Source organism: Cupriavidus sp. KB_39, from assembly GCF_052114485.1.
Taxonomy (GTDB): Bacteria; Pseudomonadota; Gammaproteobacteria; order Burkholderiales; family Burkholderiaceae; genus Cupriavidus.
Map to the genome: position 1 here is coordinate 23,991 of NZ_JBFREV010000007.1, position 23,752 is coordinate 47,742.

At 65.5% G+C, this 23,752-nt stretch carries 21 protein-coding genes; 10 read left to right on the top strand and 11 right to left on the bottom strand.

Going from position 1 to position 23,752, the window contains the following annotated elements; genetic code table 11:
• Window position 1: 1 nt before the first annotated feature.
• Complete coding sequence (locus AB4Z27_RS07515; protein WP_441591067.1) at window positions 2–1,162, top strand: CaiB/BaiF CoA transferase family protein; 1,161 nt, start codon at window positions 2–4, stop codon at window positions 1,160–1,162.
• A gap of 59 nt (window positions 1,163–1,221) precedes the next feature.
• Here AB4Z27_RS07515 and AB4Z27_RS07520 read toward each other — a convergent pair whose 3' ends face one another.
• From AB4Z27_RS07520 to argH, 7 genes are all read right to left on the bottom strand, one after another.
• On the bottom strand, window positions 1,222–2,778 hold the full coding sequence (locus AB4Z27_RS07520) for an acyl-CoA synthetase (RefSeq protein ID WP_092293043.1): 1,557 nt from the start codon (window positions 2,776–2,778) through the stop codon (window positions 1,222–1,224).
• Between the two features lie 28 nt (window positions 2,779–2,806).
• Window positions 2,807–3,958, bottom strand: coding sequence for a thiolase C-terminal domain-containing protein (locus AB4Z27_RS07525; protein WP_441644169.1), 1,152 nt, complete (start codon window positions 3,956–3,958; stop codon window positions 2,807–2,809).
• On the bottom strand, window positions 3,955–4,389 hold the full coding sequence (locus tag AB4Z27_RS07530; protein WP_441591065.1) for a Zn-ribbon domain-containing OB-fold protein: 435 nt from the start codon (window positions 4,387–4,389) through the stop codon (window positions 3,955–3,957). Before AB4Z27_RS07530 ends, AB4Z27_RS07525 begins: the two co-directional genes overlap by 4 nt.
• Complete coding sequence (locus AB4Z27_RS07535) at window positions 4,386–5,339, bottom strand: SDR family oxidoreductase (RefSeq protein WP_092293047.1); 954 nt, start codon at window positions 5,337–5,339, stop codon at window positions 4,386–4,388. The genes AB4Z27_RS07530 and AB4Z27_RS07535 overlap by 4 nt, the downstream gene beginning before the upstream one ends.
• A gap of 44 nt (window positions 5,340–5,383) precedes the next feature.
• Window positions 5,384–6,379 carry a Bug family tripartite tricarboxylate transporter substrate binding protein gene (locus AB4Z27_RS07540; protein WP_441591064.1) on the bottom strand — a complete coding sequence of 332 codons (996 nt, stop codon included), beginning with the start codon at window positions 6,377–6,379 and terminating at the stop codon, window positions 5,384–5,386.
• 118 nt (window positions 6,380–6,497) lie between these two features.
• Window positions 6,498–7,460 carry a Bug family tripartite tricarboxylate transporter substrate binding protein gene (locus tag AB4Z27_RS07545; RefSeq protein WP_092293051.1) on the bottom strand — a complete coding sequence of 321 codons (963 nt, stop codon included), beginning with the start codon at window positions 7,458–7,460 and terminating at the stop codon, window positions 6,498–6,500.
• A 26-nt stretch (window positions 7,461–7,486) separates the two neighbouring features.
• A complete protein-coding gene (gene argH / locus AB4Z27_RS07550) occupies window positions 7,487–8,992 on the bottom strand; it encodes an argininosuccinate lyase (protein WP_441644170.1) in 1,506 nt (501 codons plus the stop codon).
• A 163-nt stretch (window positions 8,993–9,155) separates the two neighbouring features.
• Between argH and AB4Z27_RS07555 the strand changes: the two genes are divergently transcribed.
• Window positions 9,156–10,040, top strand: coding sequence for a LysR substrate-binding domain-containing protein (locus AB4Z27_RS07555; protein ID WP_092293055.1), 885 nt, complete (start codon window positions 9,156–9,158; stop codon window positions 10,038–10,040).
• 5 nt (window positions 10,041–10,045) lie between these two features.
• On the opposite strand, the gene AB4Z27_RS07560 is transcribed toward AB4Z27_RS07555, so the two are convergent.
• Entirely contained in the window at window positions 10,046–10,771 is a 726-nt protein-coding gene (locus AB4Z27_RS07560) for a hypothetical protein (protein WP_441591063.1), read from the bottom strand.
• A gap of 138 nt (window positions 10,772–10,909) precedes the next feature.
• On the opposite strand from AB4Z27_RS07560, the gene AB4Z27_RS07565 reads away from it, so the two are divergent.
• Window positions 10,910–12,139 (top strand): MFS transporter, encoded by a 1,230-nt coding sequence (locus tag AB4Z27_RS07565; RefSeq protein WP_441591062.1) that lies wholly within the window; start codon window positions 10,910–10,912, stop codon window positions 12,137–12,139.
• Here the strand turns inward: AB4Z27_RS07565 and AB4Z27_RS07570 are convergent.
• Together AB4Z27_RS07570 and AB4Z27_RS07575 are read right to left on the bottom strand one after the other, a co-directional pair.
• Complete coding sequence (locus AB4Z27_RS07570) at window positions 12,136–13,485, bottom strand: MFS transporter (RefSeq protein WP_092293061.1); 1,350 nt, start codon at window positions 13,483–13,485, stop codon at window positions 12,136–12,138. The two genes, AB4Z27_RS07565 and AB4Z27_RS07570, sit on opposite strands and share 4 nt — an antisense overlap.
• A gap of 29 nt (window positions 13,486–13,514) precedes the next feature.
• The gene (locus tag AB4Z27_RS07575) at window positions 13,515–14,465 is read right to left on the bottom strand and encodes a GlxA family transcriptional regulator (protein ID WP_092293333.1); all 951 of its coding nucleotides are present in this window, start codon (window positions 14,463–14,465) and stop codon (window positions 13,515–13,517) included.
• Between the two features lie 105 nt (window positions 14,466–14,570).
• Here AB4Z27_RS07575 and AB4Z27_RS07580 point away from each other — a divergent pair, with 105 nt between their 5' ends.
• From AB4Z27_RS07580 to AB4Z27_RS07610, 7 genes are all read left to right on the top strand, one after another.
• Complete coding sequence (locus tag AB4Z27_RS07580) at window positions 14,571–15,746, top strand: MFS transporter (protein WP_092293063.1); 1,176 nt, start codon at window positions 14,571–14,573, stop codon at window positions 15,744–15,746.
• A 295-nt stretch (window positions 15,747–16,041) separates the two neighbouring features.
• Window positions 16,042–16,575 carry a fimbrial protein gene (locus AB4Z27_RS07585; RefSeq protein ID WP_092293065.1) on the top strand — a complete coding sequence of 178 codons (534 nt, stop codon included), beginning with the start codon at window positions 16,042–16,044 and terminating at the stop codon, window positions 16,573–16,575.
• 68 nt (window positions 16,576–16,643) lie between these two features.
• On the top strand, window positions 16,644–17,399 hold the full coding sequence (locus tag AB4Z27_RS07590; RefSeq protein ID WP_092293067.1) for a fimbria/pilus periplasmic chaperone: 756 nt from the start codon (window positions 16,644–16,646) through the stop codon (window positions 17,397–17,399).
• 114 nt (window positions 17,400–17,513) lie between these two features.
• Window positions 17,514–20,087, top strand: coding sequence for a fimbria/pilus outer membrane usher protein (locus AB4Z27_RS07595; protein ID WP_441644171.1), 2,574 nt, complete (start codon window positions 17,514–17,516; stop codon window positions 20,085–20,087).
• A gap of 68 nt (window positions 20,088–20,155) precedes the next feature.
• Window positions 20,156–21,229 (top strand): fimbrial protein, encoded by a 1,074-nt coding sequence (locus tag AB4Z27_RS07600; RefSeq protein WP_441591059.1) that lies wholly within the window; start codon window positions 20,156–20,158, stop codon window positions 21,227–21,229.
• A gap of 71 nt (window positions 21,230–21,300) precedes the next feature.
• On the top strand, window positions 21,301–22,314 hold the full coding sequence (locus AB4Z27_RS07605; protein ID WP_218158025.1) for a fimbrial protein: 1,014 nt from the start codon (window positions 21,301–21,303) through the stop codon (window positions 22,312–22,314).
• Between the two features lie 93 nt (window positions 22,315–22,407).
• Window positions 22,408–22,785 (top strand): VanZ family protein, encoded by a 378-nt coding sequence (locus AB4Z27_RS07610; RefSeq protein WP_441644172.1) that lies wholly within the window; start codon window positions 22,408–22,410, stop codon window positions 22,783–22,785.
• A gap of 12 nt (window positions 22,786–22,797) precedes the next feature.
• Here AB4Z27_RS07610 and AB4Z27_RS07615 read toward each other — a convergent pair whose 3' ends face one another.
• Window positions 22,798–23,655, bottom strand: coding sequence for a 23S rRNA (adenine(2030)-N(6))-methyltransferase RlmJ (locus AB4Z27_RS07615; RefSeq protein ID WP_092293071.1), 858 nt, complete (start codon window positions 23,653–23,655; stop codon window positions 22,798–22,800).
• Window positions 23,656–23,752 lie beyond the last annotated feature (97 nt).

The following is a 23,752-nucleotide window of genomic DNA, read 5'->3' on the forward strand; positions in this document are numbered from 1 at the left end:
GATGGGGGATGCGAACCGCAAGGGGCCGCTGGCCGGCGTACGGATCGTCGAGCTGGCCGGCATCGGTCCCGGGCCGATGGCGGCGATGCTGCTGGCCGACATGGGGGCCGAGGTGATTCGCATCGAACGCGAGACGCCGGTGGACCTCGGCGTCAGCAAGCCGCTGCGCTACAACCTCACGCTGCGCAATCGCACATCGATTGCGTTGGACCTGAAGCAGCCGGCCAGTGTCGAACGCGTCCTGCAACTCGTGGCTGGCGCGGATGCGCTGATCGAGGGCTTCCGGCCCGGCGTGACGGAACGGCTGGGGCTCGGCCCCGACGTCTGCCTGGCGCGCAATCCCCGGCTTGTCTACGGCCGCATCACGGGCTGGGGGCAGGAGGGGCCGCTCGCCCAGGTGGCGGGTCACGACATCAACTACATCTCGCTGACCGGCACGCTCGATGCCATCGGCCGGCAGGGACAGCCGCCTTCCGTGCCGCTGGCGCTGCTCGGCGACATGAGTGGCGGGGCGCTCTATCTGGCCATGGGCGTGCTCGCCGCCATCCTCGAGGCGCGCGGCTCCGGCCAGGGGCAGGTGGTGGATGCGGCCATCGTGGACGGCACCGCGTCCATGGCGATGACGTTCTTCGGGCTGGCGGCGGCCGGGAAGTGGCAGCCCGAACGCGGCACCAACATCCTGGACTCCGGCGCGCCGTTCTACGATGTCTACGCCTGCGCCGACGGAAAATGGATTTCGATCGGCCCGATCGAGGCACGCTTCCATGCCGAGTTGCTGGAGCGCATGGGCATCCCGGCRGACGCCATCGGCCCGCAGATGGACACCGCGAGCTGGCCGCATACCCGCGAGGTGCTCGCGGCCGCGTTCCGCACCCGCACGCGCGCGGCTTGGTGCGATCTGCTCGAAGGCACCGATGTCTGCTTTGCGCCGGTCCTGTCGTTTGCCGAGGCGCCGTCGCACCCGCATCTGAAGGCGCGCGGCACATTCGTCGAGGTGGATGGCGTGGTGCAGCCCGCGCCGGCGCCACGCTTCAGCCGCACGCCTTCGGCCATGCCGACGCCGCCACAGGCGCCGCAATCGCCCGATGCCGACGGCGTGGATGCCGCGCTGGCCGCCTGGGGCTTGTCGCCCGAGGCGATTGCCGGCTGGCGGGGCGCCTGAGCCGGCGGCGGTTCGAGCGGTGGCAGGAAAGAAAACAGGCCCTTGCGGGCCTGTTTTCGTCAGGGGCTGGTGCGGTACCGCTCGCGCAGCGCCTGCTTGTACAGCTTGCCGGTCGGCAACCGGGGCATGCGGTCGATGAAATCCACCGAGCGCGGAATCATGTACCGCGCCACCTTCCCGCGCAGGTAGGCGATCAACTCCTCGCCGAGCGCCGCGCTGGGCACGATGCCTGGTGCCGGCTCGATGATGGCCTTGACCTGCTCGCCCATCTCGGCGCACGGAACGCCGATGACCGCCACGTCCCCGACCTTCTCGTGCGTGACCAGCGCGTCCTCGATCGCCTGGGGATAGATGTTGACGCCGCCGGAGATGATCATGAACGTCTTCCGGTCGGTCAGGTACAGGTAGCCTTCCTCGTCCACATAGCCCACGTCGCCCACCGTGGTCCAGTTGCGATGCCGGGGATGTCGCGCGGACTCGGTCTTCTCCGGATCGTTGTGGTAGTGGAACGCCAGGGTGTCCCGCTCGAAGTAGATCAGGCCCGGCTGCCCCGGGGGCAGGACGTCGCCCTCGTCGTTGCAGATGTGTAGCTTGCCGATGGCTTCGCGGCCGACCGAGCCCGGATGCGCAAGATAGCCGGCACTGTCGATCATCGTCAGCCCGCTGCCTTCGGTGGAGCCGTAGTACTCGTGCAGGATGGGGCCCCACCATTCGATCATGCGCAGCTTGACGTCGGCCGGGCAGGGCGCCGCCGAGTGCACGGCCATGCGCAGGCTCGACAGGTCGAAACCGTGCCGCTCCTGCTCGGTCAGCTTCATCAGCCGGACGAACATGGTCGGCACCCACTGGCTGTGCGTGACACGGTAGCGCTCGATCAGCGCCAGCGCGGCGAGCGGTTCGAACTTCTCCATGAACACGGCGGTGCCGCCCGTGGCTTGCAGCTGCAGCGCCCAGGCCAGCGGTGCCGCGTGGTAGAGCGGGGCCGTCGACAGGTAGACCATGTCGTCGGAGAAGTCGTAGTGGCGCAGTTGGCCGCGCCGGAACGGGTCGATGAAATCGGCCATCCGGGTCGAAGGCTGGGCACGCACGATGCCCTTCGGGCGTCCGGTGGTGCCCGAGCTGTATAGCATCAGGGCACCGAGGGTTTCGGCGTCGAGCGGGGCGTCCGAGACCGTCGCGACGACAGCTTCGTAGCTGTCCCAGCCGTCGATCGTGCCGTCCACCATCAGCCGCGCGGAGCAGTTCGGCATCAGCCCGGTCAGCCCTTCGGCCAGCTCGCGCATGGCATGGGAACTGATGACCACGCGCGACTCGCTGTCCTCGACGATGTAGGCCGCCTCGGCCGGCGTCAGGAACCGGTTGACCGGCGTGACGAGCAACCCGGAGCGCAAGGCCGCCCAGCCGATTTCGAAACAACGGAGGTTGTTCTCCAGCACCATGGCGATGTGGTCGCCCGGGCGCAGCCCCATTTGCTGGAGCCGCCGCGCGAGGCGGTTGGCACGCCGGTCCAGCTCGCCGTAGGTCAGGGAGATGCCATTGCTGCCATTGATGACGGCGATCCGCTCGGGGTGCCGCCGCGCGCGGTCGCCCAGGTGTGTCCAGTCTTCGTTCTGCATGGTCGTGTTGTCTCCGGGTGGCATCCAGCTATGGCAGCGTGTTGGCGAGCACCAGCGCGGCGGCGGCCGTGAACATGCCGCCCACCCCCTGCACRAAACTGCACTGCACGCCATCCACCTGCCGGAAGGCCTCGCCGCGCAGCTGGCGCACGGCCTCCAGGATCGCGAACATGCCGTACATGCCGGTATGCGTGTACAGGATGCCGCCGCCATTGGTGTTCATCGGCAGCTTGCCGCCGGGGCGGGTATGGCCGGCCTCGATGAAACGCGCGGCTTCGCCGTGCGCGACGAAACCGAGATCGGCCAGCCCGTAGAGCGGCAGGTGCGCGAAGGCGTCGTAGATCATCAGATGATCGATGTCAGCGTGGCTCACGCCAGACTCCGCGAACGCCTGGCGGCTCGACAGGCGGAACGCCTTCGAGCTGGTCATGTCGTCCATCATCGAGATTAGCGGGCTGTCGCAGGCCTCGCCCGAGCCGAGCAGGTAGACCGGGCTGTCCGCGCGCCGGAGGTTGCGCGCGCGCTCCGCCGTAGTGATAACCAGGGCCCCGCCGCCGTCGGTGACCACGCAGCATTCGAGCTTGTGGAACGGATAGGCGATCATCGGGGACGCCATCACGTCGTCCACGGTCAGCAGCTTGTTGCGGCTGGCGCGCGGGTTGCCGGCGGCCCAGTGGCTCTGCGCCACGACCACTTCGGCCAGTTGCTCGTGGGTGGTGCCGGTCTCCTTCATGTAGCGCAGCATCGGCAGCGTGAAGGTGTTGGGCGGCGCGCCGCTGCCGTAGGGCATCTCGAACTGGCCCAGCATCGAGAATGGCGGCACTGAGCGAGGCGGCCAGCCCACACGCGAGCGGCCGGACTGGCCGTGGAGCACCAGCACGGTGTTGCAGAGTCCGGCGCGGATCGCGGCGGCGGCGTGCCGCACGTGGACCATGAACGAGCAGCCGCCTACCGAGGTGCCGTCGTACCAGGCGGGCGTGATGCCGAGGTAGTGGGCGACGTCGATGGGGCTGTCCACGGCGCTCGTGATGCCGTCCACATCGGCCAGCGTGAGGCCGGCGTCGGCCAGCGCGCGGCGCGCGGCGTCGGCGCGCAGGTCCATCTCGKACAGGTGGGGCAGGGCGCCCAGTTCCGTCTCGGCGGCGCCGGCAATGGCGATGATCTGGTCGAGCCGGCTCATCGGGCGGCCTCCGTCTGGGGCTTGAACTGCGGCAGCATGACCTCGCCGCGCGGCTCGAACACCACTTCGAGCGGCATATCGAGCACGAGGTGCGCCGGGTCGGCGGGTACGCCGACGATATTCGTCATCATGCGCGGGCCTTCCTCGAGTTCCACCACGGCAATCACGTAGGGCGTCTGGCCGGCCCAGCCCGGCATGGCCAGGTGGCTGATCACATAGGAATACAGGCGCGCACGGCCGCTGGCGCGGACCCACGACAAGGTCTCGGCACCGCATTGGTGGCAGTGCGGGCGTGGATACAGCACGTGCGTGCCGCAGCTGTCGCAGACCTGGAGGCGCAGTTCGCCGGCCTGCGTGCCTTCCCAGAAGGGGCGCGTGCCGGGCACCGGCTGCGGCGTGAATTTCGCGACGGGGGATGGAGTCGGGGTCATGCCGGAACGCCCTCGCGGTGCGGGATCTCGCCCGAGATCAGCGCGTTGGGCGCGGCGCGGGCCACCAGATCGGGGATGTGCGCCGACAACTCCTCCGGCAGCCAGCGGCCCTCTTTCTCGATGCGAGGGCCGGCGTGCCAGCCCTCGGCCACCGTGATGGCGCCGCCGCGCACGCCGAACACGCGTCCGGTAATGGTGCTGGATTGCGTGCTGCCGAGCCAGACCACGAGCGGCGCGACGTTGCCGGCGTCGAGCGGATCGAAGCCGCCGCCGGCCTGCGTCTGTTCSGCCTGCGCGGCCATGCCGTTCTGTCGGAACAGGTCTTCGGTCAGGCGGCTCATGGCCGTCGGGTAGATCACGTTGACGGTGGCGCCGTAGCGCTCCAGCTCCCGTGCGGCAACGATCGACATATTGGCGATGCCCGCCTTGGCCGCGCCGTAGTTGGTCTGGCCGACGATGCCGTAAAGGCCCGACGACGAACTCGTGTTGATCACGCGCGCCTCGCGGGTGCGCCCGGCCTTGGCCTCGTCGCGCCAGTAAGCGGCGGCGTGGCGCATCGGCGCAAAGGTGCCGCGCAGATGGACGCGGATCACGGAGTCCCAGTCCGCTTCCGTCATATTGACGAGGGTACGGTCGCGCAGGATGCCGGCGTTGTTGACGAGCACGTCCAGCCCGCCAAAGTGGTCGATGGCGGTCTGGATCAGGCGTTGCGCGCCGTCCCAGTCCGAGATGTCGTCGGTATTGGCCACGGCTTGTCCGCCTGCCGCGAGGATTTCGTCGACCACCGCCTGTGCGGGGCCGCTTGCCGCGCCGGCGCCGTCAGGTGCGGCGCCCAGATCATTGACCACCACGCGTGCGCCGGCGCGTGCAAATTGCAGCGCGTACTCGCGCCCGATGCCGCGACCGGCGCCAGTAATGACGACGACGCGATCCTTGCAAAGCTCGCTCATGACACTCCTTCTGTGTGTGCGGGGGATTCGGAGGTACGGGGAATTCAGCGCCGGGCCTGCTGGATGGCCTCGACTGCGCGCCGATATCGTGTGGATTCGTTGGCAAGGTCCTGATCGGCCTGCGCGCCCGAGACGGACATCGCTTCGGAGCCGGCAAACGTCGTCAGGAATTGCAGGTAGGCCGGGGACCGTGTGATGGCGGCGACAGCCTGTTCCAGACGCCGCGCCGTGGCGTCGTCGGTCTGGCGGCGGACCGCGAGCCCGATCCAGACATACATCTCGTAGCCGGGGAAGCCCGTTTCGCGCAGCGTGGGCACGGCGGGCAGGTCCGGCAGGCGGGTCGTGGCGGTGCTGGCCAGTGCGCGCAGCTTGCCCGCGCGCACCAGCGGCATGGAGGCGCCGGCGTCGAGCAGGCCGAGGTCCACCGCACCGCCGATCACATCGGCCGATGCCTGCGAGAAGCCCTTGTAGCTGACCGCATTGAACGCCAGGCCACCTTGCTGGGCCAGCAGCATGCCGGCGACGCGGTAGGTGTTGCCGTAGTCGGCCAAACTGACGGCGCCGGGCGTGGCGCGGACGGTCTCCAGCGCCTGCTTCACGTCGGCGTAGGGCTTCTGCGGCCCCGTCACGAGCAGCGCGGAGTTGCGGTAGAGGAACGACACCATGCGGAAGTCCCGCTGGAGATCGTAGTTCGCGGCCTTGTTCAGTAGCGGACCGCTGAGCATGGAAGGCGTCACCAGCAGGATGCTGTAGCCGTCGGCCGGTGCGCTCAGGACGCTCTGCACAGCGATCAGGCCCTCCGCGCCGGGGCGATTCTCGACGATGACCGGCTGGCCCAAGGCAGCGCCGAGCTTGTCGGCGACGAAGCGCGACACGGCGTCGCCGCTACTGCCGGGGCCGATCAACAGGACGATGCGCAGCGGACGGGAGGGAAACGTTTCAGCGCGAACACCGCCAGCGCACAACCCCAGGGTCACAGCGAGTGCGGCCAGCATCGCGCGCCGCTTCGCCGTGGTGCAGCATGGAAACTTGCGTGCCATCGTCATCCCCTCGAAACATACGGTGTTCGGGGATGATGTAGGTCAAAGAGGGTAGGCTACCCTCCCTGTAATGGGGGGGCGGGTCTGCCCCAGTTGGGTGGGCGCGAACACGCCGTTCCTAATCGAGCTGGACATTGGCGCGCTTGACCACCTCGGTCCAACGCTTGTTGTCCTCCGCGATCACCTTGGCGAAGGTGTCGCTCGTGCCATAGAACGGCTGCGCGCCTTCGGCAATCAACTGCTTGACCATCGCCGGATCCGTGGCGACGGTCCGGACGGTGTCCTGCAGCTTCCTGATGACCTCTGCGCTGGTGCCGGCCGGTGCCATCAGGGCTGACCAAGACTCGGTCTCGGCGTTCTTGATGCCGAGTTCCTCAAACGTCGGCACGTCCGGAATCGCGGGATTGCGCTGGTGGCTCGCCACGCCGAGCAGCCGGATCTTGCCGGCCTTCGCATACGGCTGCAGGCCCGGAAGATTCGCGAACAGGATCTGGATCTGGCCGCCGAGGAGGTCGGTGGTCGCCGGTCCCGCGCCTTTGTACGGCACGTGGGTGAACTTGACGCCCGTCCGCAGCATGAACAGCTCGCCGATCATGTGGTTGACGGAGCCCTGGCCGGCGGAGCCCATGTTCAGCTTGCCGGGATTCGCCTTGGCGTACTGGAGCAGTTCGGCCATGTTCTTCGCCGGCGTGTTTGCGGAGACAGCCAGCACGTTCGGCACCGTGGCGAAGAGCGCGATTGGCGTGAAGTCCTTCGCGGGCGAGAAGGTCAGGTTCTTCGTCAGGAGCGGCTGGATGACCTGGCTGCCCATGGTGGCGTACAGCAGCGTGTAGCCATCGGCACGTGCCTTGGCCACATAGGCCGCGCCGATGGCGCCGCCGGCGCCCGGCTTGTTGTCGACGATCACCGGCTGTCCGAGCATCTGGGACATGCGCGTGGCCAGCAGCCGCGCGGTGAGATTCACAGTGCCGCCGGGCGCGAAGGGCACGACGAGGTCGATCGGCTTGTTGGGGTAGCCCTGCGCGCCGGCGGCCGAGCAGCACGCCATGGCCGCGATGAGCACGGTGGTGAACTTGAACATGGTTGTCTCCTCTATTCTTGATGTTGTCAGCCGGCGGCCAGGTTCCGGGTGCGCTGCTCCAGCAATGCGGCGGCGTCGTCGATGCGGGTGACGGTGGCGTCCAGCGCGGTGGTGCAGGTATCGAGCGCGCGGCGCTGCACGTCGAGCCGCTCGCGCACGCCTTGCGGGGCTGGCGCGCCGTACGACTGGCGACTGTTCACATTGCGGATCGGGTCCAGGCATTGGGCGACGTCCTCGGCCGAGAGCCCGGCGGGCCTGCCAACTTGCTCCGCAGTGGCGTCATCGATCATCGCTGGGGTGATCGCGGTCGCCGGCAGGCCCTCGTCGAGCGCACGCCGCACTACGGCGCCGATAATGTGATGGGCATCGCGGAACGAGAGGTCGGCCTTGCGGACGAGCAGGTCGGCCAGATCGGTCACCGTGGAGAAGTCGTTAGCCGCGCGCGACGCCATGCGTTCCCGCTCGGGCTGCACGTCCCGCACCAGCAGCTTCATCAGTTCCAGGCTCTTCAGGGCCTCTTCGCAGCTCTCCCAGCAGGTTCGCGTGCTTTCCCGGCTGCTGTCGCCGGAATGCGAGAAATGCGTGGATTTCACCGTCGTGAGGGCGGCCGAGGTCAGGCCGATCAGCTGGGCGGTCTTGCCACGCAGGTATTCGAGCACGACCGGGTTCTTCTTCTGCGGCATGATGCTCGACGTGCCGGCGATGCTGTCCGGAAACGTCAGGTAGCCGAATTCCGGCGTCGACCAGATATAGAAGTCCTGCACCATCCGGCTGCAGGTGATCATCATGATCGAGAGTGCCGCGCTCAACTCCAGCGCAAAGTCCCGGGACGCCACGCTGTCCAGCGCGTTGCCAAGCGGCTGGCTGAAGCCGAGCAGGGTGCTGGTGAGGGTGCGGTCGACCGGAAATGACGTGCCGGCGAGCGCGCAAGCGCCCATCGGGCAGCCGTCGAGGGTTTCCAGGACGTGCATCAGGCGGTCGATGTCCCGGGACCAGGCTTCCACCAGCGCCGACAGGTAATAGCCATAGGTGATGGGCTGCGCGGCCTGCATGTGGGTATAGCCGGGCATGACGTAGTCRGCGTAGGCATCCGCCTGGCTCAGCGCGGCRTCGCATAGCCCGGCCAGCGCCGAGCAGATCCGGATCACGAAGCCGCGCGCGCGGATCCGGTCATTGGTCGCCCCAATATCGTTGCGGCTCCGTGCCGTGTGCAGACGGCCGCCGACATTCTGGCCAATCAGGCGGATCAGGTGCGCCTCGTAGTTGAAATAGGCATCCTCCCGCGCTTCATCGAGTTCGACGACCTCGGGGCCCTCGCGCCGCATTTTCAGCAGGGCGTTGGCGAGGGTCGCCGTGGTGGTTTTGTCGAGAATCTCCTGCTGGTCCAGCATGACCAGATGGGCCAGGTTGATTTGCGTCAGCACTTCGAAATTCTTGGTAAAGAATTCACGCGTGGTACGCGGCTGGAAAATGTACTGGATAACCTCTTTGGCGGGAGGTTGCTTAAGCCGGCGGCTGACTTTGGATTCCATTTTCAAACTCGGTTGAAATAAACATACATCGAGTTTGGTTTGCGACAACCCATGCGTCAAATCAGCCGATCGCACTGTCTTATACAATTCCGATATGGGTTGAGGGCGGGGTGGCGCATGCGTCCCTGCGTGCCACAATCGCCATCTTTCGGGAGGCCGTTCCATGAACTTCAAAGAAATCGAGGCGTTCCGCGCCGTGATGATGTCGCGCTCCATGACCACGGCGGCCGGTCTTCTGCATACGTCGCAACCCAATATCAGCCGCTGGATCGGCTTGCTGGAGAGCAAGGTGGGCTTCCAGTTGTTTCAGCGCGTGGGGACCAAGTTGATTCCGACGGCAGAGGCCGAGGCGTTCTATGCGGATGTCGAACGCGCTTTCATCGGACTCGAATCTCTGGACGATAGTGCGAACACCATTCGCAGCCGGGGCACCGGGCTACTGCGCGTGGGGGCCGTCGGCTCCATTGCCGACAGCATATTGCCGGACGCCATGCGATTTTTTCGGCAGGATTTTCCCGATATTCCAGTGCTGCTGAATACGGGCAGGTCCGAGGTGGTGGCTAAATGGATCGCGAGAGGATTTTGCGATATTGGATTTTGCTCCGTTCCGACCGAACTACCGAGCCTGCAATATGAGGAAATCAATCTCGCGCGTGGCGTGGGCATTGTTCCCGCATCCCATCGGCTGGCGACACGTTCGGTCCTGAATCCGGCGGATTTCGAAGGGGAATCCTTCATTTCGCTGCCGGCGGAAAGCGCGAACCGGCGGGAGATCGACCGGCACTTTCCGATCGGCTCGCGGCTGCTGGCCATCGAAACGCCGTTTGCCACGACGATCTGCAAGATGGTCAGCAAGGGTCTCGGCGTGTCCATCGTGAGTCCGATCGTCAGCCACGCGCTTGGCTTGCCCGATGTGCGCGAGATTCCGTTTGCGGGCGAGGTCATGTTCCGCAGCTTCGCGGTCACGTCTGACCATTTCCCCTTGAATTTCCTGGCTAGCCGGCTGGCGGCGTGCGTGCGGCAGGCGTTCGACGCAGCGGATGACTGAGGCGGTTAATCCGCCGGTCGCCACTGGCCGGAGTCGTGGCGGACATCGACCCTTTCGCCATTCAGCCGCARTTGCTCGGCATTCATCGTCGCGGCAGCGGCAGGGTCAATATCGAATTTGATGTTGAGCGCCTGTTCGACGGGGGCACTTTCGACCGGCAACTCCCAGGTCAAAAATAGCTGTGTCCAATCCTGGTCCGAGGGAAAATCGGCCAAATCGAAACCATCGCTGCCGCGCCGAATGACGGCGTGCGGCTGGCAGGTATCGAAGATCATCACCGTCCCCCGTTGCAAGGGGATACGAAGATCCAGCGCCGGAAAATGCACGTCCAGCCCTTTGTCTTCACTCAGGAAGAGATTGCAGAAGGCCAGACCGGCGTATTGCTCTCCATCATGGTGATAGCGCGCGCCGCGGCAGGCCATGAGCGCGACGTCGGTCGACAAAATCATGCCGAAGGTGCGCGCCCAATCTGACACCGCCTGTACGCAGGCCGAGTAGTCGGGCCAGCGCATTCGCGCCCGTGGCAGGGACATCGCTTCGACATCGCCGGTTTCCAGCGACATATTGGACGCGATTTCCCGCGCCCAATCCGCGCGCAGCCGGGCCGGCGGTTCGGGAATGTCGACCGTGCCGGATAACACGACGTCACTCACACTCCGGCTGCGGATGGCATCGTCACTCCAGAAATAGGCAATGAGCGGTGCAGGAGAGGGTTGGGGGATGTGGTGCATGGCCGACAGTGTAATGCGTCGCCCTCATTCTGCAGGGCAGTGCTTCCTCGGTATTCCCGAGGATGTATTTTCATTGACGATTCAACGAAAATGGCATTTCCGGCCTGTGCACAGGCCGCTAATAACAAGAGCCCTCGCATGTCCCGTCTTGCCTCGCTGCGTCCCGCACTGCCAATTCTCATTGGCGCCTCCGTCATGCTGTCGCTCGCCATGGGCCTGCGGCAGAGCCTGGGCATTTTCGTGCCGCCCCTGACCCGCGACATCGGGATTTCAGTGGGCGATTTCACGATTGCCGTGGCGGTACAAAACCTCACCTGGGGTGTRTTGCAGCCATTTGCCGGCGCGCTGGCGGTACGAACCGGGTTCCGCCCGCTGATGGTCGGGGGCGCGTTGCTGTACCTGATCGGGCTGGTGCTGCTCGCCACGTCCCACGGACTCTGGGCGGTCGTGCTCGGCGCCGGGGTGCTGATCGGCATGGCGATGGCTTCCACCGGCACGGCGATGGCGATGGCCGCGGCATCGAGCGCCGTGAACGTTCAGGTGCGCAGCCTGGTGCTCGGCTGCGTGTCGGCCTGCGGTTCGCTCGGGGCGATGATCGCCGCGCCGCTGGGGCAGAGCATTGCCAGCGAATGGGGCTGGCGCATGGGCGTGGCCGCCTTTGTCGTGCTGGCGCTGGTGATGCTGCCCGCCGCCTGGTTTGCTGGCCGTTCTGACACTTCGCGCCAGGCGCCCACGCGGGCGCAGCCGGAGCTGAGTGGCCGCCAGGCCCTGATGGGCGCGCTGCGGCATCCGCCGTTCGTGGTCATGGCGCTGGCCTACACCGTCTGCGGGATGCAATTGGTGTTCCTGACGACGCACCTTCCCGCATACCTCGATATCTGTGGCATGGACCCGATGCTGTCCGCCAAGGCGCTCGGCATGATCGGCGGATTCAACGTGCTGGGCAGCCTGTTTTTCGGATGGGCGGGCGGGCGGGTCAACAAGCTGCTGTTGCTCGGCGGCATCTATATCTGCCGGTCCCTCGGCTTCATCTGGTTCTTCCACACCCTGCCGACCCCGGAAAGCACGCTGGTGTTCTCCGGGGTCATGGGGTTTCTCTGGCTGGGCGTGTCGCCGCTGGTGCAAGGATGGATTGCGCAGACGTTCGGCCTGCGCTGGCAGGCGATGATCGCCGGCGTGGCGTTCTTCAGTCACCAGATCGGCAGCTTTATCGGCGCCTTCGGGGGCGGCTGGCTCTATGACCTGATGCAGAACTACTCCGTCGCGTGGAAGGTGGGCGCCGCGCTGGGGTTGACCGTTGGCCTGATCCAGATCGCCTTCGCGCTGGTGCCGAGGGCGCCGTCGCCGGATCTGGTGCCGTCCTCCTAATCCAGCGCGCGGTTCCTCGACTCCACGTTGACGGCGCCAATGGCGACCGCCCCGGCGAGCAGCATGGCGGAGATCAAGGCCAGCGCCAGGGTGAAGTGCGTGGCCATCACCGGGGCAATGATCGAGGGCGCGAACAGTCCGCCGAAACGCGCCACGGCGCCGCACGTGCCCATGCCCGTGGCCCGCAGGTCGGTCGGATAGACCTCGGGGGTGAAGGCGTACAGCGCGCTCCATGTGCCAAGCAGCGAGAAGCTCATGAGTAGCGTCGAGCCGACCACCACCGTGGGATCGGTGCCAAAGCTGTACAGCATGCACCCCGCGGCGCTGAGCAGCAGGAAGCCGATCAGGGTGGGCTTCCGGCCCCAGCGTTCCACGCCATAGGCAGACAAGGCGTAGCCCGGCAACTGCACGATGGCGAGGATCACCAGGAAGACCTGCCCGCGCATGAAGGCGAATCCTTCGGCGCCGAGCTTGATCGGCAGGTAGACGAACACGCCGTAGTACGCGATGGAGACGAGCGCCCATGCCGCCAGCAGCGCCAGGGTGCGGCGCCGAAGACCGCCCGAGAACAGCGCAAGGACCGATTTTGGCGCGGCACGCTCCGCTTGCAGCGGCGGGATTTCCACCTGCCTGCCGTTCGCATCGGCCACACGCTGGAGCACCGCGCGCGCCGCGTCCGGCTTCCCGTTTCGGTTGAGGAACATCGGCGATTCCGGGATATAGAAGCGCAGGACCACGCCCACCAGCGCGGGAATGGCGGTGACAAGGAAGATCGCGCGCCAGGCCTGATCGCCATAGGACAGCGCTGCCAGCGCCAGCAAGGCCAGGCAGAGCGTGCCGAGCGCCCAGAAGGACTCCAGCAGGACCAGCCAGCGGCCACGGCGGTCGCGGGGCAGGAACTCCGCCATCATGGTGTAGTCGACGGGCAGCGTGCCGCCGACGCCAATCCCCGTGAACAAGCGCAGCACCAGCAGCCAGGTCAGGTCCGGCGCGAAGGCGGAGGCGACCCCGCAGATCGCGTCGATGACCACGGCCGTCATCAGCACGGGCCGCCGGCCGATGCGGTCCGCCAGTCGCCCGAAGAAGAACGCCCCCGCCAGCATGCCGACGAAGAAGAACGTGCCCGTTTGCAGCGCCTGGGGCACGGAGATGCCGAACGTCTTCGCAATCGACGGGGCGCTGAAGCCGATGGACAGCACCTGCATGGCGTCCGCCAGCCACACCAGGCCGAAGATGACAAAGAGCCGGTACTGGAACTTGCCGACGCCCGCGGCCTCGATGGCGCTTTCCAGAGACACCGGGGCGGCCGTAGCGTGGCGGGGGATGTGATCGAGCGTGCTGGTCATGTTGGGGGGAGACTGTCGATGGGAAGGTGTCAGGCCGATCGCTCGGCAGGGGCCCGGCTCAGGCGGCGAACTGCCTGCGGCGGTTGCCCGGTGGTGCGGACGAAGGCGCGCCGCATGCGCTCGCGGTCAGAGAATCCGACTTCCTGCGCGATCACGTCCAGCGAAAGTCGGCCTTTCTCCAGCAGCAGCCTCGCCGCCTCCACGCGCAGGTGTTCCACGGCCTTTGCGGGCGATTGACCGGTCTCCGCGCTGAATGCCCGGCTGAACTGGCGTGGACTGAGCCCGGCGACATCGGCCAGTTCGTCCACCGTCAGCGGATGGCGCAGGTTGGCGTTGGCGTGGTCGATGGCTTTCTGGATCCTGTCGGACTTCGGGTCGAGGTCGAGCAACGTGGAAAACTGCGACTGGCCGCCCGCGCGCCGATGATAGATGACCAGCTTGCGCGCCACCGTGCGCGAGACCTCCGCGCCGTGGTCCTTCTCGATCATGGCGAGCGCCATGTCGATGGTGGCCGTCATGCCTGCGGAAGTCCAGATCGGCCCGTCCACGATGAAAATCTGGTCCTCTTCGACCGCGATCTTCGGGAAGCGGCGCTGCAGGTCATGCGCGAACCGCCAATGGGTGGTTGCGCGCCGGCCATCCAGGACGCCCGCCTGCGCCAGGATGAAGGCGCCCGTGCATGGCGCCGCAATCCGCCTTGCCGTCTTCAGCGAACGGGCGACGAAAGCGGTCAACGCGGCGGAAGTGATGTCGATCTCGACCCCCGAGCCGAACATGACCGTGTCATAGGCGTTGTCGCCGAAGGGCTGCGAATCGACCCGAATGCCGGCCGACGACATCACCAGTCCGCCGGTCTCCGACAGCACCGTCACGTCGTAGGCCCGCTCTTCGAGGACGACGTTGGCCAGCTCGAACGCCGTGACGGCCGCCAGGCCCATCAGATAGAAGTTCGGAAAGACGACGAAACCGATCGTGTGCATGGTGATACCCGGGGTCATGTCCTGAATTGACGGTATATATGACATTTGAGACACGGTCAACGGCGAATATGATCGATATCAACCGCATTTCACCGAGTTGCTCCTATGGATCGTCGACTACTGATACTGGCGCTGGGCATGTTCGCCATGGGCACGGACAACTTCGTCGTCGCCGGCATCTTGCCCGGCGTGGCGGCTTCGTTGCACACATCGATCAGCATGGCCGGCCTGATGGTGACTTGCTACGCGTTGACCTATGCCGTGGCGGCGCCCGTGATGGCCGCCGTGGCGGGCAACTTGCCGAGAAAGCGGCTGCTGGTGACCGCGCTGGGCATTTTCGTGATCGGCAACGCCATCAGCGCGCTCGCTACCGACCTCCAGTGGGTGCTGCTGAGCCGGGTGCTGGCAGGCTTCGGCGCCGCGCTGTTTTCGCCGACCGCATTGGGTGTGGCCGCCGCGCTCGCCGCACCGGAGAAGCGCGGGCGTGCGCTGGCCACGGTCACAGCCGGCCTGACGGGGGCCACGGCGCTGGGCTCGCCACTCGGCACCTTTATCGGCGGATTCGGCGGGTGGCGGGGAACGCTCTGGTTCGTCACGGCGCTCGGTATCGTCGCGATGATCGGCGTCTGGACGATGCTGCCGTCCGTTCCGTTGCCAGCGGCCGTCCGGTTGCGGGAGCGGCTTGCTCCCTTGCGTGACAGGCGCGTCGCGCTGACCTTGCTCACGTCACTGTTCGCGTTCGGCGGGTTCCTGATGGTCTACACCTACGCCGGCGTGGTGCTGGCGCGCGTGACGGGTGGCGACGAACGCATTCTGGCTGGGATGTTGCTGGTGTGGGGCGTTGCCGCGACGTTCGGGAACCTCATGGCCGGCCGTCTCGTGGACCGCTTCGAGAGCCGCCACATCATCCACGCGATGCTCTGGGTGGCGATCCTCAACTTCTGTGCGCTGCCGTGGATGGCCGGCCACGCGGCGACGGCCCTGGTTTCGCTGGTCATCTGGGGCATTTGCGGATGGGGGCTCATCGTTCCGCAACAGCATCGGCTCGTCCAGTTGTCCCCGACGACGGCGCCGCTGGTGCTTGCGCTGAACAATACGGCTACCTATACRGGGCTGGCCTGCTCGGGCCTGCTGGGCGGGGTCGTAATCCAGTCGACAGGCGGGCAGTACCTGAGCCTGGTCGCGGCCGTGTTGATCGCCATGGCCTTCGGCTTTGCCATGGCCGCGCATCGAAGTATGGCGAGCCAGCGCCGAGGCATCCGCCCAGCGATGGTCTCCTGACTGCTCGCGAAATTCGCGCTTCACCGGAGCCCCCGCCGCACCAGCGGATTTCGTGATTCTCTCTGCATTTTCGGCCGTCACGGCGCACGCCAGTGACGGCTTTCGCACGTCTTCTCCCGTCTGAAAATTAAAGAATCGTCGATTTATCGGGCGGGCTGTCCTCCCTATTATTCGCTCGATTGCAGCGAAGCGTTCCCGACCACGGCAACACGTCCTGCAAACAGGCTGGCCACATCCGTACGCATGTTCGCAATGTCCAGATTCTCAGTCGTTTTACCTCTGCATGGATTCCTTCATGAAAAGCAAACTCCTCTCCGCCTTGATCATTGGTGGCACCGCAATGGCTTCGCAAATGGCTGCAGCCGCCGACGGTACGATCACCTTCACCGGCAACGTCACGGCGCAGACTTGTGCCATCAATGGTGGCGCTACCAATTTCGTGGTTGCCCTGCCGACCGTGTCGGCGTCCTCGCTCTCCGCAGCGGGCAAGACCGCCGGCCGCACGCCGTTCAGCATCGCGCTGTCGGGCTGCACGCCGACCGCAGGCAATGTGCGCACCTTCTTTGAGGCGGGTCCCAACACCGACGCCTCCACGGGTCGCCTGAACCTCACCGCAGGCGGCGCCCAGCGCGTGCAGATCGGCCTGCAGAACGCCTCGGACGAAACCAACATCAACGTCGGTTTCGCCAATGCCCTGCAAAACTCGAAGTCGGTTCCCCTGGCCTCTGGTGCCGCCACGCTGCGCTACTACGCCCAGTACGTCGCCACCGGCGCGGCAACCGCCGGCGCGGCCAATACCAGCGTGATGTACTCCATCGCCTATCAGTAAAGCCGTATCGGGTGGCGCGGTGTCGCGCCACCTTTTCACCCCTTGTTTCCTGAATACCGCGTGCAATCATGATCACCAACCAGAAAATCCGTTCCGTACTGACCGCAGCCGTGCTCGTGCTGAGCCTGCCTGCCGCGTGGAGCGCCCACGCTTCGGTGGTGATCGGCGGCACGCGTGTGGTGTACAACGCCAACGAAAAAGAAGCGACGATCAAGCTTTCCAATCAGGGAAATGCTCCGGCGCTGACCCAGGCCTGGCTCGACAATGGCGACCCCAAGGCCGCGCCATCTACCGTGGAGGTGCCATTTCTGGTCACTCCGCCCGTGATGCGCATTGATCCGAAGAAGGCGCAGACCCTGCGCATCCTCCATACCGGCGAGCCACTGCCGCAGGACAAGGAGTCGGTGTTCTGGCTCAACGTGCTGGAAATCCCGCCCAAGGCCGAAGCCAGTGGCGCGAACACCAACCATTTGCAGCTCGCGTTCCGCTCGCGCATCAAGATGTTCTATCGCCCCGCAAACCTGAAGGGCAGCGCACTGGACGCTCCGGGGCAGGTGGCCTGGCGGTTGGTGGCATCCGGCAATCAGTTCAGCCTGGAAGCCCGCAATCCGACCTCGTACCACGTTTCCTTTACCGCGCTGGAAGTGAAAGGCAGCGACGGCAAGGTCGCCAGCTTCGATGACGGCGGCATGGTGAACCCGGGCGAAACCCAGGTGTTCCCGCTCAAGGGCGACGTCACGCAGTCCGCAGCGCCCAAGGTCCATTACACCGCCCTCAATGACCATGGCGGAGCGGTCACCGGCGAAGCCGCCGCGACCCACTGAATAGCGGCGCTTGCCGGCGAAGCTGTCGCCGCGCAGGACGCCTCCAACGTATCCCCTATCTAGCGTTTTTGCGATGCCGCCATACGGCAGGGGATCGGCTTGTCTGAATTTGTGATGAAGATCCCCGTGTCCCACCAAAAACAACCCCTCGCATCCCGTTTCCGCCTGCGTCCGACCATGGTTTCGCTCGCGCTGTTCACCAGCGCCTCGGCGTGGGCGGATGGAATGGCCACCCCTACTGCTGGGGAGGTTGCCTTCAACGATATCTTCCTGCACCAGCCCGGTCACGGGCGGGTGGATGTCAGCCGCTTCAGCAAGGGGAATGCGGCCGTACCGGGTACGTACCGGGCGGATCTGCATGTCAACGAAGTCTGGCTGGGCCGGACTGAGGTTGTCTTGCGCCAGGCCGGCGCAGCAAACGAGGTGCATCCGTGTTTCGATCGCGCCCTGCTCGAGCGCATCGGCGTGGACCTTGCCGCGCTGACGCCGGAGGCCAAGGCGCTACTGGACGATGCCGCTGCCTGCCCGACGCTCGCGCAACTGGTGCCGGACGCTGTCGCGCACTTCGACAGCAGTGAGCAGCGCCTCGATCTGAGCCTGCCGCAAGTTGCCATGAGCCGCCAGCCGCGTGGCTACATCGACCCGAAGTATTGGGATGAAGGTGTGAGCGCAGGACGCCTGCTCTACAACGCCAGCGTTTATCACAATAGCGGGCAGGGTTTTTCCGCCACGCAGGGCTTCGTCGGGCTGAATGGCGGCGTGAACGCGGGCGCATGGCGTTTTCGTCACAACGGCAGCCTGACCCACCACGAACGCACCGGCACCCGCTACCAGGCGACGCAGACGTTTGTCCAGCGCTCGCTTGCTTCCATCAAGAGCCAGCTGGTCTTTGGCGATGCCTACACCGATGGCACCATGTTTGACAGCGTGGGCTTTCGAGGCGTGCAACTGTCGAGCGACGATCGGATGTATCCGGAGTCGCAGCGCGGCTATGCGCCGGTGGTGCACGGCATCGCCAGCAGCAATGCCCGGGTGGAGATCCGCCAGAACGGCAACACGATCTACGAAACCAACGTCGCGGCCGGCGCCTTCGAGATCAACGACCTGTACCCCACCGGCTATGGCGGCGACCTCGAAGTGGTGGTGACGGAGGCCGATGGCAGCGTGCACATCTCGAAGGTGCCCTATGCCGGCGCGGTGAATGCTCTGCGGCCGGGCGTGACCCGCTATGGCGTGGCCGCGGGCCAGTATCGAAGCGCCACRAGCAATGGCAAGCCGCTGATGATGCAGGCCACCGTGCAGCATGGCTTCACCAACCTGATCACAGGCTTTGGCGGGGTGACGGTTGCGCAGGACTATGCGTCCGGCGTGATTGGCGCCGCGCTTAACACCCGCTTTGGTGCGCTGGGCGCGGATATCACCCATGCCTCCACGCGGCTGCGCAACGAGCCGGACCGTCATGGGCAGAGTGTGCGGCTGAGCTTGAGCAAGCTGGTGGAACCCACCAACACCAACCTGACGCTGGCCGCCTATCGGTACTCCACGGGCGGGTACCTCAGCCTCGCGGATGCCGTCGCCCTGGGCGATCTGGACCGGAAAGACATGGGCGTGGCCTTGCACGGCACCCCACGCGGCCGGCTGCAACTGGTGCTGAACCAGGCGCTGCCGGGCGGCTACGGCAACTTCTACGTGAGTGGATCCACCCAGGACTACTGGCGGCGCAACGGCCGCGATACACAGTTCCAGCTTGGCTATAACAACAGCTTCCGGCGGGTCAACTATGGTGTCTCTGCCGCGCGCCAGTTCGACGTGAACACCGCGAGGTGGAACAGTCGCGTGATGCTGAGCCTGGGCGTTCCGCTGGGCAAGGCCACGCAGGCACCGTACTCGACGACCAGCGTACAGACCGGCTCGTCGGGGCCTACCTCGGTGAACCAGTCGGTGACTGGATCGTACGGCGTCGACAACGCATTCAGCTACGGCTTGAATGCCGGGTACACCGGAGGGGGCAGCGCGAGCCATGCCACGAGCGTCGGTGSGAACGCGTCGTATCAGTCGACACTGGCCGCGTTCACGGGCGGTGCCAGCAAGAGCAACACCTATACCCAGGCATCCGCCGGTATCTCGGGCGGCGTTGTTGCCTACAGCGGCGGCGTTGTCCTGACGCCGAGCCTGGGCGACACCCTGGCGATCGTCGAAGCGAAGGGTGCATCCGGTGCGCGGGTCGGGGGCGGCAATGGCTTGCGGGTGGATCCGTGGGGGCGTGCGGTGGTGTCGAGCCTGATGCCGTTTGCCCGAAACGAGGTGGAAATTGATCCCAAGGGCCTGCCGCTGGATGTCGAACTCAAGTCGACGCTGCAACAACTCGCCCCGACCGCCGGCGCAATCGTGAAGGTGTTGTTCGAGACGGCGAACCCCGGCCGGGCCGCCATCGTGCGCGTGCGGACGGCGGATGGCAAGCCGGTGCCGTTCGGCGGGGAAGTGCTCGACGCCGCGGGCGAATCGGTGGGCATGGTGGGGCAGGGCGGGCGAATCATCGTCCGTGGCCTGCAGAGCGATAGCGGCGAGTTGACGGTGGCTTCGGCCGATGGCGCGGGGCAGGCATGTCAGTTCAGCTATCGACTCCCCGCGCTGTCCGATGCGCGCAACGCGATCGGCATCGCCACCGTCGATGCGCAATGCCTGTAGCCGCGCGGCTTCGGCCCGCAATCGCCGCCGGAAAGCCGGAGGCAAATGCCAACAGCGGAGGATTTTTGATGTCAGTCATTACAGCAGCAAAGCTTGGGCGGACGATGGTGATCACCGTGGTGGCATGGCTGGCGCTTGCCCAGGGGCAAGCCCACGCCCAGGGTCTCACGTGTAACAGTCCCAATCCCGCCGTGTTCAATTTCCAGCTACCCGTGGGGACCTTCGCGGTGCCAAGGGATGCGCCGGTTGGCACGCGCATTTCCCCGTGGACCAGCAGACAAACYGCGGGCAGGCAGACGTGGCGATGCACTGTGCCGGCGGACGTGAACATCGGGCCGGCTTATCGGGCAGGGCTGCCGCGGGCCGGGCAACTCCACTATTCCGAGGGCGGGGAGAGTTTTCCGGTCTTCACCACGAATGTCCAGGGGGTTGGACTGGTGATCGGCGTCAATTCAGGGGCGGGGGGCAATTGGTATGGCGGCGATAACGCGAGGCTGCACGGCGTCCCGACAAATTGGGAGGTTGCCGTCGGGACAACAAGCAGTAGCCGCCAACCCATGGGGTTTGGGACGCGAATGAGTTTCGCATTCGTCAAGACCGGGCCGATTACAGCCGGCGCGGTGAATCTTCCGGGTGCTGTCCTGCAGGTCGGCATTGACGCAATGTACGACGGGAATCCGCAAGCCATCGTCGATGTGAGGGCAAGTGGCAGCCCCACCTTCTCCGAAGTGGCCTGTACCACGCCCAATGTCAACGTGAACATGGGCACGCGGTCGCACACGGATTTTCAAGGTGTGGGGTCCGCCGCGCCCGCGACCGCGTTCACCATTGACGTCAACAATTGTCCCGGGGGGCTGAATGGCATCCAGTATCGGGTGGATGCCGTCACCCAGGTACTTAATAGCGCCAATTCAGTGGTGGCCCTCGATGGGAATTCGAACGCGCAGGGCATTGGCGTGCAGTTGCTGGATGGCGCCGGTGCCGTGCTGCCGCTCGGGGTGGATAAGCCATTCACCGGATACAACCGCACGTCTGGCGGAAGCTACAAGATTCCGCTAAAGGCACGCTATTACAAAACTGGCGAAGTAATAAGGGGAGGCACCGCCAATACGGCAATGACCTTCACCATGACTTACCAGTAATGCATCAAAAGCAGATAAATATGTCAGTGATTCACACAAGAACCCTCCTTCGCACGACAGGAGGCGCCGTGATGGCGTGGTTCGCCCTCGTGCAGGGGGAGGCCCAGGCCGTGTCGTGCGACAGTCCCAACCCCTCGGTGTTCAACTTCCAGCTGCCCTCGGGCAACTTCGGGGTAGCGCGGGATGTGCCGATCGGCGCCCGCATTTCTCCGTGGACAGGCATGCAGAGCATGGGCCGGGAGGTGTGGACCTGCATGCTGGCGGCGTATCGGCCTGCGGGGCCGTACTATCGGTCAACCCTCCAGCAGTCTGGCGTGACATTCATTGAAAATGGCGTGAATTACCATGTCTACAATACCAATCTACAGGGCGTTGGCCTGGTTATCGGTGTGAATTCAGGGACGCGGCGCGAGTGGTATGGCGGTGACAACGCGAAGCCTGTTAGCGTGCCGCCGACCTGGGGCATTACCATGGGGACGACGAATCCCGGCGCGACACGGATGCAATGGGGAACGCGAATGAATTTCGCCTTCGTCAAGACCGGGCCGATCAGGGCCGGCACAGTGAGTCTGCCGGGCAGGGTCGCACAGGCTGGCATCGAGGAGTTCTACAAGCAGCTTCCCATGGCTGGCGTGGATGTCACAGTGAGTGGCAATCCCACGTTCTCCGAGCTTGCCTGCTCAACCCCCAATGTCACGGTGAATATGGGCACGCGCTCGAATATGGATTTTGGGGGGATCGGATCGCCCGCGCCCGCCACGTCGTTCGCCATCGACGTCAACAACTGCCCGGCGGGGATACAAGGCATTCAGTATCGACTGGATGCTGTCACGCGGGTTCTCGACGCCGCTAAATCGATCGTGGCGCTCGACAGCAACTCAACCGCGCGGGGCGTTGGCGTGCAATTGCTGGATAATGCCGGCGCCATACTGCCGCTCGGCGCGAACCGATCATTTACTGGCTATTGGCCCACGGCTGGCGGAAGCTACCGGATTCCCTTGAGGGCCCGCTATCACCAGACCGCCTGGGCGATAACCGGCGGAACTGCGAATACGGCGATGACCTTTACCATGACTTACCAATAGCGCGCGGCGGGAACGTGTGGCACGCCACGTAGCCGTGGCGGTGCGGCCTGTTATGCTCTGGACGTGACATCTCGTCGATAGGCCCCAATCCCCGTGCCGCGCCTGACCCCGAATCAATACCGACTGCTGTTCTCGATCTGCGCGGTGGCCGTGCTGGTCCTGTCGCTGCTGCCGCTCTCGGTGCCGCAGCCTACCACCGGCTGGGACAAATCCAACCACCTTCTTGCCTTCGGGGTGCTCGCGCTGCTTGGCGTGCGCGCCTGGGCCGGCCGCATGGCGGCGGTGCTGGCCGGCCTGATGGCCTATGGCGTGCTGATCGAATGGCTGCAAGGCATGACGGCGACCCGCTCGTCCGACTGGCATGACCTGRTCGCCGACGCCGCCGGGCTGGCGCTGGGCCTGCTGGTGCATGCCGCACTGACGCGGGTCTGGCCCAGTCTGTCGGCCCATCGGAATGAGCCCCGGGCCTGACGCGCGCCGGGGTCAGTTATCGAGCGATTCCAGCGTGTAGCTTGCGCCGGCATCCTGACCGAGCAAATCCACCAGCAGCGGCATCGCCTCCTCGATCGTCTCCTTGAGCCGCCATGGCGGGTTGACGATGAACATCCCGCTGCCATGCAGGCCGAGCCCGCCTTCCACCGGATGCTTCACAGTCAGCGTCACATGCAGCCAACTCTTCAGCGGCAGGCGCATCAGCTGCGCCGGCAGTTGGATCGACTCGCGCCGCTGCACCTGCGGATACCAGATCGCATAAACGCCAGTTGCAAACCGTTCGAGGCTGTCTTCCAGGGCCTGCACGGTACGCGCGTAGTCCTGTTTGTCTTCGTATGAGGGGTCGATCAGCACCAGCGCGCGGCGCGGCGGCGGCGGCAGGATGGCCTTGATGCCATTGAAGCCGTCGCCGTCGTAAAGCATGACTTTGCGGCCCGCGCCGCGGAAATTGTCGCGYAGCACCTGGATCTCGGTACTGTGCAGCTCGAACAGCCGCAGGCGGTCCTGATCGCGCAGCATCTGCCAGGCCAGCCATGGCGAACCCGGGTAGTGACGCAGGTTGCCGTCCGGGTTCTGGGCGCGCACCTGGTCCAGGAATTCGTCCAGGAACGGGGGCAGGGTCTGGCCATCGGCGGCAGCCTGCCAGATGCGCGAAATGCCGGTTTCGAACTCGGCCTTCTTCTGCGCGTAGGCGTGGTCCAGCGCGTAGAGGCCGGCGCCGGCATGGGTGTCGATGTACCAGAACGCCTTGTCCTTCTGCGTCAGGTGCTCCAGCAACTGGACCACGACGGCGTGCTTGAGGACATCGGCATGGTTGCCGGCATGGAAGGCGTGGCGATAACTGAGCATGATGAGGCGGGATAAAGCGGGATGACGGCGCGCAAGCGTCGGCGAAAAAAGCGTCGGCGGGCGCGTGGCGCGAAGGGCGCTATGCTACCATCCGCCG

What these genes read in the sequence shown, in the direction of transcription:
- AB4Z27_RS07570 (WP_092293061.1), bottom strand. Translation starts at nt 13,485, where the DNA reads ATGACCAGCACGCTCGATCACATCCCCCGCCACGCTACGGCCGCCCCG.
- AB4Z27_RS07575 (WP_092293333.1), bottom strand. Translation starts at nt 14,465, where the DNA reads ATGCACACGATCGGTTTCGTCGTCTTTCCGAACTTCTATCTGATGGGC.
- AB4Z27_RS07530 (WP_441591065.1), bottom strand. Translation starts at nt 4,389, where the DNA reads ATGACCCCGACTCCATCCCCCGTCGCGAAATTCACGCCGCAGCCGGTG.
- AB4Z27_RS07555 (WP_092293055.1), top strand. Translation starts at nt 9,156, where the DNA reads ATGAACTTCAAAGAAATCGAGGCGTTCCGCGCCGTGATGATGTCGCGC.
- AB4Z27_RS07540 (WP_441591064.1), bottom strand. Translation starts at nt 6,379, where the DNA reads ATGGCACGCAAGTTTCCATGCTGCACCACGGCGAAGCGGCGCGCGATG.
- AB4Z27_RS07545 (WP_092293051.1), bottom strand. Translation starts at nt 7,460, where the DNA reads ATGTTCAAGTTCACCACCGTGCTCATCGCGGCCATGGCGTGCTGCTCG.
- AB4Z27_RS07585 (WP_092293065.1), top strand. Translation starts at nt 16,042, where the DNA reads ATGAAAAGCAAACTCCTCTCCGCCTTGATCATTGGTGGCACCGCAATG.
- AB4Z27_RS07520 (WP_092293043.1), bottom strand. Translation starts at nt 2,778, where the DNA reads ATGCAGAACGAAGACTGGACACACCTGGGCGACCGCGCGCGGCGGCAC.
- AB4Z27_RS07605 (WP_218158025.1), top strand. Translation starts at nt 21,301, where the DNA reads ATGGCGTGGTTCGCCCTCGTGCAGGGGGAGGCCCAGGCCGTGTCGTGC.
- AB4Z27_RS07590 (WP_092293067.1), top strand. Translation starts at nt 16,644, where the DNA reads ATGATCACCAACCAGAAAATCCGTTCCGTACTGACCGCAGCCGTGCTC.